10 protein-coding genes are annotated in these 17,403 nt (G+C 71.5%); 1 reads left to right on the top strand and 9 read right to left on the bottom strand.

Annotated elements, in window-relative coordinates:
- Positions 1-86 precede the first annotated feature (86 nt).
- From FBY22_RS42590 to bldG, 9 genes are all read right to left on the bottom strand, one after another.
- Positions 87-1,292: a DNA polymerase III subunit delta' gene (locus FBY22_RS42590; protein ID WP_142154143.1), complete on the bottom strand. Its 1,206-nt coding sequence runs from the start codon at positions 1,290-1,292 to the stop codon at positions 87-89.
- A gap of 144 nt (positions 1,293-1,436) precedes the next feature.
- On the bottom strand, positions 1,437-4,694 hold the full coding sequence (tmk, locus tag FBY22_RS42585; RefSeq protein WP_142154141.1) for a dTMP kinase: 3,258 nt from the start codon (positions 4,692-4,694) through the stop codon (positions 1,437-1,439).
- Between the two features lie 135 nt (positions 4,695-4,829).
- Positions 4,830-7,640 (bottom strand): type I DNA topoisomerase, encoded by a 2,811-nt coding sequence (topA, locus tag FBY22_RS42580; protein ID WP_142154139.1) that lies wholly within the window; start codon positions 7,638-7,640, stop codon positions 4,830-4,832.
- Between the two features lie 245 nt (positions 7,641-7,885).
- Positions 7,886-8,083: a hypothetical protein gene (locus FBY22_RS42575; RefSeq protein WP_142154137.1), complete on the bottom strand. Its 198-nt coding sequence runs from the start codon at positions 8,081-8,083 to the stop codon at positions 7,886-7,888.
- Positions 8,084-8,560: 477 nt separating this feature from the next.
- Positions 8,561-10,078: a class I SAM-dependent methyltransferase gene (locus tag FBY22_RS42570; RefSeq protein WP_142154134.1), complete on the bottom strand. Its 1,518-nt coding sequence runs from the start codon at positions 10,076-10,078 to the stop codon at positions 8,561-8,563.
- Positions 10,079-10,271: 193 nt separating this feature from the next.
- Complete coding sequence (locus tag FBY22_RS42565; protein ID WP_142154132.1) at positions 10,272-10,865, bottom strand: small secreted protein; 594 nt, start codon at positions 10,863-10,865, stop codon at positions 10,272-10,274.
- 230 nt (positions 10,866-11,095) lie between these two features.
- Complete coding sequence (locus tag FBY22_RS42560) at positions 11,096-13,504, bottom strand: sodium-translocating pyrophosphatase (RefSeq protein WP_142154129.1); 2,409 nt, start codon at positions 13,502-13,504, stop codon at positions 11,096-11,098.
- Between the two features lie 324 nt (positions 13,505-13,828).
- Positions 13,829-14,260, bottom strand: a complete 432-nt coding sequence (locus tag FBY22_RS42555; RefSeq protein ID WP_142154128.1) for an ATP-binding protein — start codon at positions 14,258-14,260, stop codon at positions 13,829-13,831.
- A gap of 117 nt (positions 14,261-14,377) precedes the next feature.
- On the bottom strand, positions 14,378-14,719 hold the full coding sequence (gene bldG, locus FBY22_RS42550; RefSeq protein WP_003975386.1) for an anti-sigma factor antagonist BldG: 342 nt from the start codon (positions 14,717-14,719) through the stop codon (positions 14,378-14,380).
- 79 nt (positions 14,720-14,798) lie between these two features.
- Here bldG and FBY22_RS42545 point away from each other — a divergent pair, with 79 nt between their 5' ends.
- Positions 14,799-17,399, top strand: a complete 2,601-nt coding sequence (locus tag FBY22_RS42545; protein WP_260845395.1) for a DEAD/DEAH box helicase — start codon at positions 14,799-14,801, stop codon at positions 17,397-17,399.
- Positions 17,400-17,403 lie beyond the last annotated feature (4 nt).

Below are 17,403 nucleotides of genomic sequence, written 5' to 3'. Positions count from 1 at the left end.
ACTCGGATGCGGTGCGTGTGGAGCGTGGCTCGTACGAATGACCCGGTCAACCTCCCGTTGATGAGTCAGGCTCGGAAGTGGGCTCCTCAGCCGGCTCTGAGCGCCATCGTCATCGCCTCCACCGCGAGCAGCGGGGCCACATTGCGGTCGAGGGCATCGCGGCAGGCGGCGATCGCCTCGATGCGGCGGAGCGTGGACTCGGGTCTGCTTCCGCGGGCGATGCGCTCCAGTGCGTCCTCGGAGTCCGCGTTCGCGATGGCGACACGCGAGCCGAACTGGAGGGCGAGGACGTCCCGGTAGAACGCGGTGAGGTCGGTCAGCGCGAGGTCGAGGCTGTCGCGCTGGGTGCGGGTCCGGCGGCGCTTCTGCTTGTCCTCCAGGTCCTTCATGACGCCGGCCGTACCGCGCGGCATCCGACCGCCCTGGACCGCGCCCAGCGCCGCCTTCAGCTCCTCGGTCTCCTTGCCGTCCATCTCCTCGGCGAGCTGCTTTGCGTCCTCGGCGGCCGCGTCGACGAGCTCCTGGGCGGCCCTGAGCGCGCCGCCGACGTCCTCGACCCGCAGCGGCAGCTTCAGGACGGCGGCGCGGCGCTCACGCGCGGCCGGGTCGCTCGCCAGGCGGCGGGCCCGGTCGACATGCCCCTGGGTGGCGCGGGCCACGGCGGCGGCGACAGCCGGTTCGATCCCCTCACGGCGTACGAGCATGTCGGCCACGGCGTCCACCGACGGCGTCAGCAGGTTCAGGTGGCGGCAGCGGGAGCGGATGGTGGGCAGGACGTCCTCGACGGAGGGAGCGCACAGCAGCCAGACCGTGCGTGGGGCGGGCTCCTCCACGGCCTTGAGCACGGCGTTGGCCGACTTCTCGTTCAGCCGCTCGGCGTCCTCGACGAGGATGATCTGCCAGCGGCCGTTCGCCGGGGACGTGAACGACTTCCGTACGGTGTCCCGCATGTCCTCGGCGAGGATCTGCGTGCCGACGGCGGCGACGGTGGTGACGTCGGCGTGCGTGCCGACCAGGGCCGTGTGGCAGCCGTCGCAGAACCCGCAGCCGGGGGACCCGCCGAGCGCGCGGTCGGGCGACACGCACTGCAGGGCGGCGGCGAAGGCCCGCGCCGTCTGGTTGCGTCCGGCGCCGGGCGGGCCGGTGAACAGCCAGGCGTGCGTCATCCTGGACGCCTCGGGAAGCGGCGTGTCGGCGGCGACGGCGGTGACGAGGGCGTCGGCGTCCCGCGCGGCCGCGTCCAGCTGCGCGGCCACCTTCTCCTGGCCGACGAGGTCGTCCCAGACGGTCATACGTCGTCCCCCCGCCCTTTCGTCACGGTTCGTGTTGCGGGTTCCATTGTGCGGGGTGGCACTGCCAACGGGGCCGACGGCGCCGTAGGGACGGCCGCCACGAAGGTCGGCCGCCCCTGGCGGTGCCTCGGCTCTCTGGGTGCCTCAGCGCCCCCGCCCGCGACGCCGGCCCCGGCCCGCGTCGTCGTCGTGGCCGTCCTGGTGCGGTCCGAGCAGTTCGTCCGCCAGCGAGGGCAGGTCGTCCAGCGGGGTCTCCTCGGCCCAGTCGGAGCGGGCCCTGCGCCGCGGCGCACCCTCGGCGTCGACCTGGGGCATCTCGCGGGTACGGTCCTCGGTCCCGTCCGGCCGGGCAGGCCCCGCCGGCTCGTCCCGGAAGTACCCCGGCGGCACCCGGTCCGACGGGTCCTCACCGCGCACGGGAGGCAGCACGGCCGTCTCGTCGGCCGCACCCGGGGCAACCGGCGGCAGCACGGCCGTCTCATCGGCGGCGCCCGAAGGAACGGGCGGCAGCACAGCCGTCTCGTCCGCGGCACCCGGCACCACCGGCGGCAGCACGGCGGTCTCGTCCGCCGCGCCCGAAGGAACCGGCGGCTGCGGGAGCTGGGCCGTCACCTCGGAGTCGGACTCGCCCCCACGGCGTGCTCCCCGCGGCTCCTCGTCCCGCACCGGCCGCAGCACCGCCGTGTCCTCGACAGGTCCGCCCGAGGCGTTCGTCGGCGTCACCACCGGCGTCGGCCTGGTCGGCGCCTCCGGCGGCACCGCGGGCGCGGCCGGCTGCTTGGGACCGGCCTCCGCGGCGGCCGCGGCCTGCTCGGCGAGCCGGCGGGCCTCCTCGGCGCGCAGCAGGGCCTCCTCGGCCTTGCGCTGCTTCTCCAGCCGCCGCGCGTCCGCCTCGGCCTGCAGCCGGGCCTCCTCCTCGGCCTGCCTGCGCCGGCGCTCCTCCTCGGCCTTGCGGCGGGCCTCCTCCTCGGCGCGCGCCTTCTCCTCGGCGAGCAGCCGCTGACGCTCCTCCTCGGCGCGCCGGGCGGCCTCCTCGGCACGGCGCCGGGCCTCCTCGGCCTGCCGTTCGGCCTCGCGCCGCTGCGCCTCCTCCAGCTCGCGCCGCTTGCGCTCCTCCTCCTCGGCACGCAGCTTGGCGAGCTGCTCCTGGCGCTCGCGCTCCAGCCGCTCCTCCTCGGCCTTGCGGGCGGCCTCCTCCTCGGCCTTGCGGCGGGCTTCCTCCTCGGCCTTCCTCCGCGCCTCCTCCTGCTCCCGGATCTCCTGCTCGGACAGCGGCAGCAGCTGGTCGAGCCGGTGGCGTACGACGGTGGTGACGGCCTCGGGCTCCTGGCCGGCGTCCACCACCAGGTACCGCCCGGGGTCGGCCGCGGCGAGCGTGAGGAATCCGGAGCGCACGCGTGCGTGGAACTCGGCCGGCTCCGACTCCAGCCGGTCCGGCGCCTCCGTGAACCGTTCGCGGGCGCTCTCCGGGGAGATGTCCAGCAGGACGGTGAGGTGGGGTACGAGGCCGTTCGTCGCCCACCGGTTGATGCGTGCGATCTCCGTCGGGGACAGGTCGCGGCCCGCGCCCTGATAGGCAACCGACGAGTCGATGTACCGGTCGGAGATCACGACGGCGCCCCGTTCCAGGGCGGGCCGCACCACCGTGTCCACGTGCTCCGCGCGGTCCGCCGCGTACAGCAGGGCCTCGGCCCGGTGGGACAGGCCGGCGCTGGAGACGTCCAGCAGGATCGACCGCAGCCGCTTGCCGACCGGGGTCGCGCCCGGCTCACGGGTCACCACGACCTCGTGGCCCTTGGCCCGGATCCACTCGGCGAGCGCTTCGGCCTGCGTGGACTTGCCGGCGCCGTCGCCGCCCTCCAGGGCGATGAAGAAGCCGCCGGCGGCGGGCGCGGTCTCCGGGTCGTCGCCGCCCAGCAGGGCGTCGCGCAGGTCGTGCCGCAGCGGCACGCCGGAGCGGTCGTCGACCTTGGCCAGCACCAGCGCGGCCACCGGCAGCAGCAGCGCGCCGACCAGCATGAGGGTGAAGGCGGCGCCGCCGTGGGCGAAGACGAACTTGCCGTTCTCCAGCCGGTGCGGGCCGATCCCGGCGGCCACGACCGGCGCGATCACGGCGCCGAGGGCCACGGTGACCCGGACGACGGCGTGCAGGTGCTCGGTGGTGCGCGCGCGCCGGTGGTCCTCGGCCTCCTGGTCGAGGAGGGTGTGCCCGGTGTTGGCGGCGACGCCCGCGCCCATGCCGGCGAGCGTGACGATCAGCAGGACGGTGGTGACGTCCGGGACGAGCCCGGCGGCCAGCAGCGCGATGCCGGTGAAGGCGATGGTCAGCGCGAGCAGGCGGCGACGCGAGAGCGACACCAGGATCTTCGGCGCCGTACGGATGCCGACGACGACGCCGCCGGTCAGTCCGAGGACGAGGAGGCCGTAGGTCACCGGGCCGCCGTGCAGGTCCTTGGCGTGCAGCACGCACACCGCGACGGCGGCGGCGATCGCGCCCGCGACGGCGGCGCCGGAGAGCACCAGCAGCGGGATGGCTCCCGTGCGGCCCTTGTCGACGCCCGTGGCCGTCTTGGGCCGGCGCAGTCCCTCGAGCGGCGAACGCGCGCGCGGGGTGCGCGTGTCGGGCAGTTCGAGGAAGGTCACGACGGACAGGGAGGCGGCGAAGAGCCCCGCCGCCACGTACGAGGCGAGGGCGGCCTGGTGCTGGGCGAACCAGTCGAGGCCGGCGCCCAGCAGGTTGTTGAGCAGCCCCGCGACGACAAGCGCGGCGGCGGCGAGCGGGATCGCCACGAAGGTCGTGCGCAGCGACAGGCGGCGCAGGGCGTCCATGTGGTCCGGCAGGGGTCGTACCGTCGCGCCCTCCGGCGGCGGGGCCGGCAGCAGCGCGGGCGCCGCGCTCTCACGGCAGACCGTCCAGAAGCGCTCGGCCACGCCGGTCACGAAGGCGGTCACCAGCACGATCGCCAGCGCGTCGTCGGGCGTCCAGTCGATCCACAGCGGGGCGACGATGAGCGCGAGGACCCGCACGGCGTCGGCGCCGACCATCGTCCAACGGCGGTCCAGCGGGCCGTCGTGGGAGGTGAGCGAGGTGAGCGGGCCGAGGAGGACGGCGCCGAAGAGCAGCGTCGCGAGGATGCGTACCGCGAAGACGGTCGCCACTGCGAACGCCACGCCCCGGTAGCTGCCGCCGAACGAGCCTTCACTGATGGCCGCTTGGAGGGCCAGGAGCACCAGCACGAGGAGGGCTAGGGTGTCGCCGATCGACCCCACGAGCTGTGCGCTCCACAACCGCCTCAGCTGCGGACGGCGCAGCAGGGCGCGGACGGCGCGCTCGCGGGAGTCCGCGACAAGGGCGTCGTCGGGGGCCGGATTAGGGGCCGTTGGCTGCTCGGCTCGCGTCATGCTTTCAGCCTATCGGGACCGACCGACAACCCACCGGGCGCGCCCGAACGTGCGCACGCCCCGACACCAAAGCGATATCGGGGCGTTCGTTTTGCGAAGTCTCCGTGGGGAATGCCCCCGTGAGTCGGTCGCCGTTCAGTCGTCCGACGGCGTCTTCGAAGCCGCCGTCGTCTTCTTGGCGGCCGTCTTCTTCGCCGCCGTCGTGGTCTTCTTCGCGGCGGTCTTCTTGGCGGCCGTCGCCTTCTTGGCCGGGGCCTTCTTGGCGGGAGCCTTCTTCGCCGTCTTCTTGGCGGGCGCCTTCGCCCGCTTCTCGGCGAGGAGTTCGAAGCCGCGCTCCGGGGTGATCGTCTCGACGCTGTCGCCGGAGCGCAGGGTCGCGTTGGTCTCCCCGTCGGTCACGTACGGTCCGAAACGGCCGTCCTTGACCACGACCGGCTTCTCGCTGACCGGGTCGGTGCCCAGCTCCTTCAGCGGCGGCTTGGCGGCCGCGCGTCCGCGCTGCTTGGGCTGCGAGTAGATCTGCAGCGCCTCTTCGAGGGTGATCGTGAAGAGCTGCTCCTCGGTCTGCAGCGAGCGCGAGTCCGTGCCCTTCTTCAGGTACGGGCCGTAGCGGCCGTTCTGCGCGGTGATCTCCTGGCCCTCGGCGTCGGTGCCGACGACGCGCGGCAGCGACATCAGCTTGAGGGCGTCCGCGAGGGTCACCGTGTCCAGCGACATCGACTTGAACAACGAGGCCGTACGCGGCTTGACGGCGTTCTTGCCGGTCTTCGGGGTGCCCTCGGGGAGCACCTCGGTGACGTACGGGCCGTAGCGGCCGTCCCGGGCGATGATCTGGTGGCCCGTCGCGGGGTCGGCGCCGAGCTCGAAGTCGCCGCTGGGCTTGGCCAGCAGCTCCTCCGCGAGTTCGACGGACAGCTCGTCCGGGGCGAGGTCCTCGGGCACGTCCGCCCGCTGGTGGCCCTCGGAGTCCTTCTCGCCGCGCTCGATGTACGGGCCGTAGCGGCCGACCCGCAGCACAATGCCGTTGCCCACCGGGAACGACGACACCTCGCGCGCGTCGATCGCGCCCAGGTCGGTCACCAGTTCCTTGAGGCCGCCGAGGTGGTCCCCGTCGCCGTTGCCGGCCTCGGCCGCGCCGCCGATGCCGTTGGCCTCGCCGAAGTAGAACCGCTTCAGCCACGGCACGGCCTGCGCCTCGCCGCGCGCGATGCGGTCGAGGTCGTCCTCCATCCTGGCGGTGAAGTCGTAGTCGACGAGCCGCCCGAAGTGCTTCTCCAGGAGGTTGACCACGGCGAAGGACAGGAAGGACGGGACGAGCGCCGTGCCCTTCTTGAAGACGTAGCCGCGGTCGAGGATCGTGCCGATGATCGACGCGTACGTCGACGGGCGGCCGATCTCGCGCTCTTCGAGCTCCTTGACGAGGCTGGCCTCGGTGTAGCGGGCCGGAGGCTTGGTGGCGTGCCCGTCGACCGTGATCTCCTCGGCGGACAGCGGGTCGCCCTCGCTGACCTGGGGCAGCCGGCGCTCGCGGTCGTCCAGCTCGGCGTTCGGGTCGTCGGCGCCCTCGACGTAGGCCTTCAGGAAGCCGTGGAAAGTGATCGTCTTGCCGGAGGCGGTGAACTCGACGTCCCGGCCGTCGGCGGCGGTGCCACCGATCTTCACGGTGACGGAGTTGCCGGTGGCGTCCTTCATCTGGGAGGCGACCGTGCGCTTCCAGATCAGCTCGTACAGCTTGAACTGGTCGCCGGTCAGGCCGGTCTCGGCCGGGGTGCGGAAACGATCACCCGAGGGGCGGATCGCCTCGTGCGCCTCCTGGGCGTTCTTGACCTTGCCGACGTATGTCCGCGGGGCCGACGGCAGGTAGTCGGCGCCGTAGAGCTGCGTCACCTGGGCGCGGGCGGCGGCCACGGCGGTGTCGCTGAGGGTCGTGGAGTCTGTACGCATGTAGGTGATGAAGCCGTTCTCGTACAGCTTCTGGGCCACCTGCATGGTCGCCTTGGCGCCGAAGCCGAGCTTGCGGCTCGCCTCCTGCTGCAGCGTCGTCGTACGGAACGGGGCGTACGGCGAGCGGCGGTACGGCTTCGACTCGACGGAGCGGACCGCGAACCGCGTCTGCTCCAGGGCGGCGGCCAGGGCGCGGGCGTTCGCCTCGTCGAGGTGGAGGACCTGCTCGCTCTTGAGTTGTCCCAGGGAGTCGAAGTCGCGGCCCTGCGCGACCCGCCTGCCGTCGACGGTCTGCAGGCGGGCGACCAGCGACGACGGGTCCGAAGGATCACCCGCGCGGCCGGTCGCGAAGGTGCCCGTCAGGTCCCAGTACTCGGCAGAACGAAAAGCGATGCGCTCGCGTTCCCGCTCCACGACGAGACGGGTGGCCACGGACTGGACGCGGCCGGCCGACAGCCGCGGCATGACCTTCTTCCACAGGACCGGCGAGACCTCGTAGCCGTAGAGACGGTCGAGGATGCGGCGGGTCTCCTGGGCGTCGACCATGCGCTGGTTGAGATCGCGGGGGTTGGCGACGGCCGCGCGGATCGCGTCCTTGGTGATCTCGTGGAAGACCATCCGCTTGACCGGGACCTTGGGCTTGAGCACCTCCAGCAGGTGCCAGGCGATGGCCTCGCCCTCGCGGTCCTCATCGGTGGCGAGGAAGAGCTCGTCGGAGTCCTTCAGCAGGTCCTTGAGCTTCTTGACCTGCGCCCTCTTGTCGGCGTTGACCACATAGATGGGCTGGAAGTCATGGTCGACGTCCACACCGAGGCGGCGGACCTCGCCGGTGTACTTCTCCGGCACCTCCGCGGCGCCGTTGGGAAGGTCGCGGATGTGCCCGACGCTCGCCTCGACGGTGTAGCCGGGGCCGAGGTAGCCCTTGATCGTCTTCGCCTTGGCAGGCGACTCGACGATGACGAGTCGGCGGCCGCCGTGTGCGGTCTCGCTGGTCGGGGACAACTTCGCTCTTCTCTCCGGTCGATGCTGGGGCCTCCCCAGGCGTTCTTCCCGGGGCCGTGTCATGGTGACGCTGCGGAGTGTGACGGTACATCCCGCCCCCGTGTCAAACGGGAAAAGCCCGCAACGGCCACTCGAACGGTAACCCGAGTCGCGCCATTCCTGCCGCCCGGAGTGCTCAGCCGTCTTTTCGAGGCGAACCGGAGGATCACCTCCCGATTACCTCGTCCGCAGCTCCGGGGCCGCTTTCAGACTCGGGTGAGGCACCGGGCCGCGAGGGTCAGCGCGATCACCGACGCCAGGCTCGCGAGAGCCGCCGATGCGACCGGGTTCACACCGTGCGCGACGGGCTCGCCGTGCCGCACCCGGGCTACGGTCCACACCAGCAGCGCTCCGCCGAACAGCGCGAACACCACTCCAGCGAAGATCGCCGGTCCGCTCTCCATGGCTCCCCGTGCCCCTTTTCCACCAGTCCGCGCGTGCCCCGTCCGGGGAGACTGGCACGCGCGGGAGACGGCCGGGCGAACCCGAGGTGAACGCGGAGCCGACACGCCTGGGGATCACCGCCCGCCGTCGCGCCGACCCGGACCGGCCCGGACGCGCACGCCTCCGCGGCCGTCGGTCCCGGCACCGCGGCTCCCGGCGCGCGGGCCGTCCCGAATTCGGCGCAATGATCTCTGCCGGCGTGGCCAGCGGCCCTTCTCCCCGCTCAATTCGGCAGGGGTCTCCAACGCCCATGACCTGGTGAGCGGGCGTTTTCTCACGGCTTCCGAACGGATCTTTCCCGTCTTTCCCGCCCGGTGCGCGAACCGGTCGACGCACCCGGCGGAAGGGGAATCCGCCGATGCGTCGGTCCATAGGAAAATCTTGGCCTGTTTTCATATGCCAGTGGGGAATGCCGCCATGGACGCGCGGCGCGTCGCTCAGGCCGGCTCCAGGAACCCCTGCTCCACCAGCAGCCTGATCTGGGCCGGCGTCCGGTCGCGCAGCAACACCGGGTCCTCGCCGACCAGTTGCGCGATGGCGTCCAGGATGCGGCCCGCGCTCAGCGAGCCGTCGCACACGCCGGCGAAGCCCGCGCCGACCGTGTCGACCTTCGTGGCCCGGCGCATGCCGCGGTGCTGGCGCAGCACCACGTGCTCCGGGTCCTCGGCGCCGGGCAGCCCGACCTGTTCCTGGACGACCTCGGCGACGAGCCTGAAGTGCCCCTCCAGCAGGGCCGCGTCGTCGTGCGCGCGCAGGTAGTCCACCCGTTCGAAGTGCGCGCGGACCGCGTCGCCGAGGGGCTGCTCGACCGAGTGCGGCCACTCCTCCACGGTGATCGACGGCTCGGCGGCGGTCGTCCGGCGCAGGGTGATCCAGCCGAAGCCGACGGCCTTCACCTTGCGCGCCTCGAACTCGTCCAGCCAGGTGTCGTACCGCGCCTGGTACTCGACCGGGTCCCCGCGGTGGTCACCGGCGTCCCTGAGCCACAACTCGGCGTACTGCGTGACGTCCTGGACCTCGCGCTGCACGATCCAGGCGTCGCACCCGCGCGGCACCCACGACCTGAGCCTGTCCTGCCAGTCCTCCCCTTCCACGTGCTGCCAGTTGGCGAGGAACTGCGCGAAACCGCCCTCCCGCAGCCGTTCCCCCGACTGCTGAACGAGCGAGCGGCACAGATCGTCCCCGCCCATTCCACCGTCGCGGTACGTCAGCCGGGCGCCGGGCGAGATGACGAAGGGCGGGTTGGAGACGATCAGGTCGAAGGTCTCGTCGTCCCGGACCGGTTCGAAGAGCGAGCCCTCGCGCAGGTCGGCCGCCGGCGCGCCGGACAGGGCCAGCGTGAGCGCGGTGATGTGCAGGGCGCGCGGGTTGAGGTCGGTCGCCGTCACGCGCGTGGCGTGCTGGGCGGCGTGCAACGCCTGGATGCCGGAGCCGGTGCCCAGGTCGAGGGCCGACGCCACGGGCGTACGGACAGTGATGCCGGCGAGAGTGGTCGAGGCGCCGCCGACGCCGAGGACGACGCCCTCGTCCCGGTGGCCGATCCCACCGGCCCCGCCGACCGCGCAGCCCAGGTCGGACACGATGAACCAGTCCTCACCGTCGGACCCGCCGTACGGCCGTACGTCCACGGTCGCGGCGACCTCGTCGGCCCCGGCCGGCACCAGCCACCCGCTCTCCAGGCAGGCGTCCAGCGGCAGAACGCCCGCCACGCGCGCGTGCGGCACCGGCTGCTGCAGCAGGAACAGCCGGACGAGCAGTTCCAGCGGTGTGTCCCCGCGGGTCGCGCGGAGCGCGGGGACGATCTCGCTGCGGGCCAGCGCCGCGTACGCGGGGGCGCCGAGCAGGTCGAGCAGCCCGTCGGCGGTGAAGGACTGCGCGAGCAGGGCGTCCCGCAGCCGGGCGGCCACGTCGAGGCGGTCGGAGGCGGGCAGGGCGGGGAGGCTGGAGGTACTCACGCCCCCATTGTGGCCGGGACGAGCGGCCGCCCGCAGCTCCGCGTCAGCCCACGGCGAGGGGGCCGTGAGGGACAACGCCCCCGCAGCGCCTAGCCGGCCCACCGCCGACCGGGCCGTGATGGCTGCCGCCCCCCCGTTTCTCCTCAGCCCACCGTCGACAAGGCCGTGGCGGACGCCAACCCCGCGCTCCGCGTCAGCTCGCCGTCGACGAGGCCGTGGCCGACGCCGACTTGCAGCTGGTCTGCTTCGCCATCGCCTTGCCGACCTCGCCCTCCTCCAGGGTCTTCAGCGCGTCGTTCCCGCTCTGGCTCAGCTTGTCCAGCGAGGTCGCGATGTCCTTGAGTCCGTCGGCGAACTTCGCCTGGTCCTTGGTGTCGAGCTTGTCGACCTGCGTCTTCAGCGTGGCGTAGGACGTGCCGATGCCGTTGAGCTCCTTGACCGCGTCCTGCTGCTTCTTCGCACCGTTGTCGACGTCGGGCGCCCCGGCCTTCCGCACGGCGGCACCGATCGCCGTGTACGCGTCGGACATGTCCTGGAAGGCCTGCGCGTCGGTCTTGCGCACCTCTTCCGGCGTGCTGTTGTCCGAGGTCTCCTTCTGGATCGCGGCGTTGGCGGCCTCGATCTTCTTGGCCTGCGGCTGTACGGCGTCGCAGACCTGCTTGGCCCAGGCATCCAGCTTGTCGTTGCCCTTGTCGCTGCTGCTGCAACCCGACAGCGCCACTACCAGTACCGCACCGCCGGACAGTGCGGCAGCGAGCTTCTTGTTCACCGGATTGGTCCCTTCCATGGCTCTCGGCCCCGGAACATACACGCCGTACCGACGACACCCCCATTCCGGACGCCCGCTTAAGTGCCCTTTAGGGCCATTTGCACCAGGCGAGAGAAGGCTCACCGTGAGGCTGCACACATACGACGGGCACAGCCGGGCACACGGGGCGCACACATGCGAAGACGGGCGGGCGACGCGTCAACACGCGCCTCCCGCCCGCCCCTTGGAACCGGGCCTCGTAAGACCGTCTACGAAACCACCGCCGGGTCGGTGGGCTTGGCCACCTGCTCGGACTTGCCCTCCTCGTCGCCCATGGCGATCCCGCGCCGCTTGGAGACGTAGACCGCCCCGACGATGACGACGAACGCCAGGACCGCGATCCCGATCCGGACCCCGAGGCTCTTGTCACTGCCGTAGGAGAACTTGATCACCGCGGGCGCGATGAGCAGCGACACCAGGTTCATCACCTTCAGCAGCGGGTTGATCGCGGGACCCGCGGTGTCCTTGAAGGGGTCGCCGACCGTGTCGCCGATCACGGTGGCGGCGTGGGCCTCACTGCCCTTGCCGCCGTAGTGGCCGTCCTCGACGAGCTTCTTGGCGTTGTCCCAGGCGCCACCGGAGTTGGCGAGGAACACCGCCATCAGCGTGCCCGCGCCGATCGCGCCGGCGAGGTACGAGCCGAGCGCGCCGACGCCGAGCGTGAACCCGATGAAGATGGGCGCCATCACGGCGAGCAGACCTGGCGTGGCCAGCTCCCTGAGGGCGTCCTTGGTGCAGATGTCGACGACGCGTCCGTACTCGGGCTTCTCGGTGTAGTCCATGATCCCGGGGTGCTCGCGGAACTGCCGCCGCACCTCGAAGACCACCGCGCCGGCCGAACGCGACACCGCGTTGATCGCCAGCCCCGAGAAGAGGAAGACGACCGCGGCGCCGGCGATGAGGCCGACCAGGTTGTTCGGCTGCGAGATGTCCATCGACAGGGTCAGCGGGGCTCCCTTGCCGGTCAGCTTCTCGCCCACGTCCGCGACGTTCGTGGTGATCGCGTCCCGGTACGACCCGAAGAGCGCCGACGCCGCCAGGACGGCGGTGGCGATGGCGATGCCCTTGGTGATGGCCTTGGTCGTGTTGCCGACGGCGTCCAGGTTGGTGAGCACCTGGGCGCCGGCGCCCTCGACGTCGCCGGACATCTCGGCGATGCCCTGCGCGTTGTCGGAGACCGGTCCGAAGGTGTCCATGGCGACGATCACGCCGACCGTGGTGAGCAGCCCGGTGCCGGCCAGCGCCACCGCGAACAGCGCGAGCATGATCGACGTACCGCCGAGCAGGAAGGCGCCGTAGACGCTCAGGGCGATCAGCAGGGCGGTGTAGACCGCCGACTCCAGACCCACCGAGATGCCGGCGAGGACGACGGTGGCCGGGCCGGTCAGCGAGGTCTTGCCGATGTCCCGGACCGGGCGGCGGGTGGTCTCGGTGAAGTAGCCGGTCAGCTGCTGGATGACGGCTGCCAGCAGGATGCCGATCGCCACCGCGACGAGCGCGAGGATCCGCGGATCGCCGTCCTTGACCTTGATGGCGGCATCGGTGACGCCCTTGAGGTCGGAGTACTTGGACGGGAGGTAGATGTAGACGGCCGCCGCCACGAGCACGAGCGAGATCACCGCGGAGATGAAGAAGCCGCGGTTGATGGCCGACATCCCGCTGCGGTCCGCGCGGCGCGGGGCCACGGCGAAGATGCCGATCATGGCGGTGATCACGCCGATCGCGGGCACGATCAGCGGGAAGGCCAGTCCGGAGTCGCCGAAGGCCGCCTTGCCGAGGATCAGCGCGGCGACCAGGGTCACGGCGTACGACTCGAACAGGTCGGCCGCCATGCCCGCGCAGTCGCCGACGTTGTCGCCCACGTTGTCGGCGATGGTCGCGGCATTGCGCGGGTCGTCCTCCGGAATGCCCTTCTCGACCTTTCCGACCAGGTCGGCGCCGACGTCGGCGGCCTTGGTGAAGATGCCGCCGCCGACACGCATGAACATGGCGATCAGCGCCGCACCGAGGCCGAAGCCCTCGAGCACTTTGGGCGCGTCGGCCGCGTACACCAGCACCACACAGGAGGCGCCCAGCAGACCGAGCCCCACTGTGAACATGCCGACGACGCCGCCCGTGCGGAAAGCGATCTTCATGGCTTTGTGCGAGACGGCGGTGAGGTCCTTTTCGGGCTCACCTTCCGCCGGGGTCGCCTCCCGGGCCGCCGCGGCCACGCGCACATTGCTGCGTACCGCCAGCCACATGCCGATATAGCCGGTGGCCGCCGAGAACGCGGCGCCGATCAAGAAGAACACCGATCGGCCCGCGCGCTGATTCCAGTCGTCCGCGGGCAGCAGCATGAGCAGGAAGAACACGACCACGGCGAATACGCCGAGCGTGCGCAGCTGGCGCCCCAGGTAGGCGTTGGCGCCTTCCTGGACCGCTTCCGCGATCTTCTTCATGCTGTCGGTGCCCTCGCCCGCGGCCAGCACCTGGCGTACCAGGATGCCCGCGACCACCAGCGCGGCCAGCGCGACGACCCCGATGACCATCACGATGATCCGGTTGTCGTGGGTCAGGACTGCGGCTGCGAAGGTTGTGGGGTGGTCAAGCTGATGAGGGGTAGAAAGCCCCGCCATTCGTCCTCCTTGACGCTTGGGCTGAGCTCAAGATGTGGACGGATTCTAGGTACCCGCACCTGATCAAAACAGAGCACGGGAAACGGAATTAGCCTTCACATGCTCTTCAGCAAATGATCGACATCACGCCATGGAACCCGAAAGTGGTAACGCCCCAAAGGCATTGACGCCGCCATTTACTTGATCGAATTATCTCCTGATTGATCGTGAAGGAATTCACGAAATACATCTTGCCTGACCACTGTAGGCACGATCACCGGTCGCCGACATGCCGAAGGGCCCTACGCCGTAGGGCCCTTCGGTACAGAAACGGTGGGACGGGACTCAGGGGAGCACAGCGACCGGTGGTGTGGTCGGCCAGGTCATCCGGATCGACCCGCCGTGCTCCCCGGCGCTCACCTCGACGTCGTCGACGAGGCCGCTGATGACCGCGAGGCCCATCTCGTCCTCCTCGGTCTCCACGTCGTCGCCCACGCCGCCGGACGCCCGGTCTCCCGGGGTCGCCCGCGGCGCCTCGTCGCCGACCTCGATGGAGAACTGCTTCTCCTCCTCGACCAGCTTCACCTGCACCGGCGAGGTGATGCCGGCGCTCTGGTGCAGTCCGACGGCTCGGCTGCAGGCCTCGCCGACGGCGAGCCTGACCTCGTCGAGGACGGCCTCGTCCACTCCGGCCCTGCGCGCCACCGCTGCCGCCACCAGTCGGGCGGTCCTGACGTGCTCGGGCAGCGCGCTGAAACGGAGTTCAACGGTGGCCATGCATCCCCCTCGGAACTACGGGCGTGCGGTCGGGGGGCCGGGCCGCCGAAAGCCCGGACCCCCTGATGGATCTCGGTCCGCCTGGGAGCGGTCACTTCCCGCCCCATGGGGCGGTGGTCAGTCGGTCGCCGCCACTGCTTCCTCGACCGAGGTGTGGATCGGGAACACCTTGGTGAGGCCGGTGATCCGGAAGATCTTCAGAATGCGCTCCTGGTTGCAGACCAGGCGCAGCGAGCCCTCATGGGCTCGTACCCGCTTCAGGCCGCCGACCAGCACGCCGAGCCCGGTGGAGTCGAGGAAGTCGACGCCCTCCATGTCAACGACGAGGTGGAAACTCCCGTCGTTCACCAGCTCGACCAGCTGCTCGCGCAGCTTGGGCGCGGTATATACGTCGATTTCGCCACCGACCTCGACGACCGTACGATCGCCGACGGTACGGGTCGACAGGGACAGGTCCACGGATCCTCCAGCACCTTGCTATCGAGCGGTCGCCCCTCGGGACGTTCGGCTTCAGCCCCCGGACGGTTCGCCAGCCGCGATGGCATTCAATCACTTACCGGCAGGCGTGCACGACGCCTTGGTCCCATTGTCCGTCACGCCAGTGACACACTCGGTGCCGATGGCCAAGAATCACCGATCCGATAGATCCCCGACGGACACCGTCTCCCGGCCCGCGCCGGGCACGGTCCTGGACCGGCTCGCCTCCGGGCCGAGCCGGGCTTCGCGCATCACTCATACGGAGCACTTGCCCCCGCGCGAGGGTCGCCATGCCGTCTGGCCTGACCGGATTCGTTCGGAGGTGATCGCCGCCGTCCAGGCCTGTGGCATCGAGCACCCCTGGGCCCACCAGGCACTCGCCGCCGAGCACGCCCTGGACGGCGACTCGGTGGTCGTCGCCACCGGTACGGCGTCCGGCAAGTCCCTGGCGTACCTCGCGCCCGTCCTGTCCACGCTCCTGGACGGCTCCGAGGCCCCGAACGGCCGCGGCACCACCGCCCTCTACCTGGCCCCCACGAAAGCTCTTGCGGCCGATCAGTGCCGATCCGTGAAGGAACTTTCACAACCGCTGGGAAATGCCGTACGTCCCGCGCTCTACGACGGCGACACCCCGTTCGAGGAACGCGAGTGGGTGCGCCAGTACGCCAACTACGTCCTGACCAACCCGGACATGCTGCACCGCGGCATACTCCCGTCCCACCCGCGCTGGTCCTCCTTCCTGAAGTCGCTGAGGTACGTCGTCATCGACGAGTGCCACACCTACCGGGGCGTCTTCGGCTCCCACGTCGCCCAGGTCCTTCGGCGCCTGCGCCGCCTGTGCGCCCGCTACGGCTCCTCCCCCGTCTTCCTCCTGGCCTCCGCGACCGCCGCCGAGCCCGCCGTCGCCGCCCGCCGCCTGACCGGCCTGCCGGTCGTCGAGGTGGCCGACGACGCCTCACCCCGCGGTGAACTGGTGTTCGCCCTGTGGGAGCCCCCGCTCACCGAGCTGCAGGGCGAGAAGGGCGCCCCGGTCCGCCGTACCGCCACCGCCGAGACGGCCGACCTGCTGACGGACCTGGCCGTGCAGGGCGTCCGCTCGGTCGCCTTCATCCGCTCCCGGCGCGGCGCCGAACTGATCTCCGTCATCGCCCAGGAACGCCTCGCCGAGGTCGACCGGTCACTGGCCAGACGCGTGGCGGCATACCGGGGCGGCTACCTCCCGGAGGAGCGCCGCGCCCTGGAGCAGGCCCTGCACTCGGGCGAGCTGCTGGGCCTGGCCGCGACGACGGCCCTGGAACTCGGCATCGACGTCTCGGGCCTGGACGCCGTCGTGATCGCCGGCTATCCGGGCACCCGCGCTTCCCTGTGGCAGCAGGCGGGCCGCGCCGGGCGCGCCGGGCAGGGGGCGCTGGCCGTCCTGGTCGCCCGCGACGACCCCCTGGACACCTTCCTCGTCCACCACCCCGAGGCCCTCTTCAACCGGCCCGTGGAGTCCACGGTTCTCGACCCCGACAACCCCTACGTCCTCGCCCCGCACCTGTGCGCGGCCGCCGCGGAGATCCCCCTCACCGACGAGGACATGGACCTCTTCGGCCCCGAGGCCGAGGGCCTGCTGCCCCAGCTGGAGGCCGCGAAGCTCCTGCGCCGCCGTACCAAGGCCTGGCACTGGACCCGCCGGGAGCGGGCCGCCGACCTCACCGACATCCGCGGCGGGGGCGGCCGGCCGGTGCAGGTCGTCGAGGCCGGAACGGGCCGCCTGCTCGGCACGGTCGACGAGGGCGCCGCCCACTCGAGCGTCCACGAGGGCGCGGTCCACCTCCACCAGGGCCGCACGTACCTGGTCCGCTCCCTGAACCTGGAGGACTCGGTGGCGCTCGTCACCGAGGCGAACCCCCCGTACTCGACGGTCGCCCGGGACACGACGTCCATCTCCGTCCTGGAGACGGACACCGAGATCCCCTGGGGCGAGGGCCGCCTGTGCTACGGCTCCGTCGAGGTCACCAACCAGGTCGTCTCCTTCCTGCGCCGCCGCGTCATCACCGGCGAAGTGCTCGGCGAGACCAAACTCGACCTCCCTCCCCGTACGCTGCGCACCCGCGCCGTGTGGTGGACGGTCACCGAGGACCAGCTCGACGAGGCCCGCGTCAACCCCGAGATCCTCGGCGGAGCCCTGCACGCCGCCGAGCACGCGTCGATCGGCATGCTGCCCCTGTTCGCGACCTGCGACCGCTGGGACATCGGCGGGGTCTCGATCCCGCTGCACCCGGACACCCTGCTGCCCACGGTCTTCGTCTACGACGGCCATCCCGGCGGCGCGGGCTTCGCCGAGCGCGCCTTCCACACCGCCCGCGCCTGGCTCACCGCCACCCGCGAGGCAATCGCCTCCTGCGAGTGCGAGGCCGGCTGCCCGTCCTGCATCCAGTCCCCCAAGTGCGGCAACGGCAACGACCCCCTGCACAAACGGGGCGCGGTCCGGCTCCTCACGGTGCTGCTGCGGGGGGCGCCGGAGGAGAAGCCGGGAGATCGAGAGAGGGAGCCGGCGGTCCAGGACGGGGAGAGGCCGAAGGCGCGGGAAGAGAAGCCCGGAGACCGGGAGGAGAAGCCGGAGGCGCGAGGAGAGGCGCCGTCGGCACCGGTTCCGCGGGTCCCGCCCGCGCCCTGACCTC

This window comes from Streptomyces sp. SLBN-31, from assembly GCF_006715395.1.
In the GTDB taxonomy this organism is placed as follows: Bacteria; Actinomycetota; Actinomycetes; order Streptomycetales; family Streptomycetaceae; genus Streptomyces.
This window is presented reverse-complemented; position numbering and strand designations above follow the sequence as displayed.

Bases quoted from the DNA above. Each gene is read 5' to 3' on its own strand.
- FBY22_RS42590 (WP_142154143.1), bottom strand. From the start codon at position 1,292: ATGACCGTCTGGGACGACCTCGTCGGCCAGGAGAAGGTGGCCGCGCAG.
- tmk (WP_142154141.1), bottom strand. From the start codon at position 4,694: ATGACGCGAGCCGAGCAGCCAACGGCCCCTAATCCGGCCCCCGACGAC.
- FBY22_RS42575 (WP_142154137.1), bottom strand. From the start codon at position 8,083: ATGGAGAGCGGACCGGCGATCTTCGCTGGAGTGGTGTTCGCGCTGTTC.
- FBY22_RS42565 (WP_142154132.1), bottom strand. From the start codon at position 10,865: ATGGAAGGGACCAATCCGGTGAACAAGAAGCTCGCTGCCGCACTGTCC.
- FBY22_RS42560 (WP_142154129.1), bottom strand. From the start codon at position 13,504: ATGGCGGGGCTTTCTACCCCTCATCAGCTTGACCACCCCACAACCTTC.
- FBY22_RS42555 (WP_142154128.1), bottom strand. From the start codon at position 14,260: ATGGCCACCGTTGAACTCCGTTTCAGCGCGCTGCCCGAGCACGTCAGG.
- FBY22_RS42545 (WP_260845395.1), top strand. From the start codon at position 14,799: ATGGCATTCAATCACTTACCGGCAGGCGTGCACGACGCCTTGGTCCCA.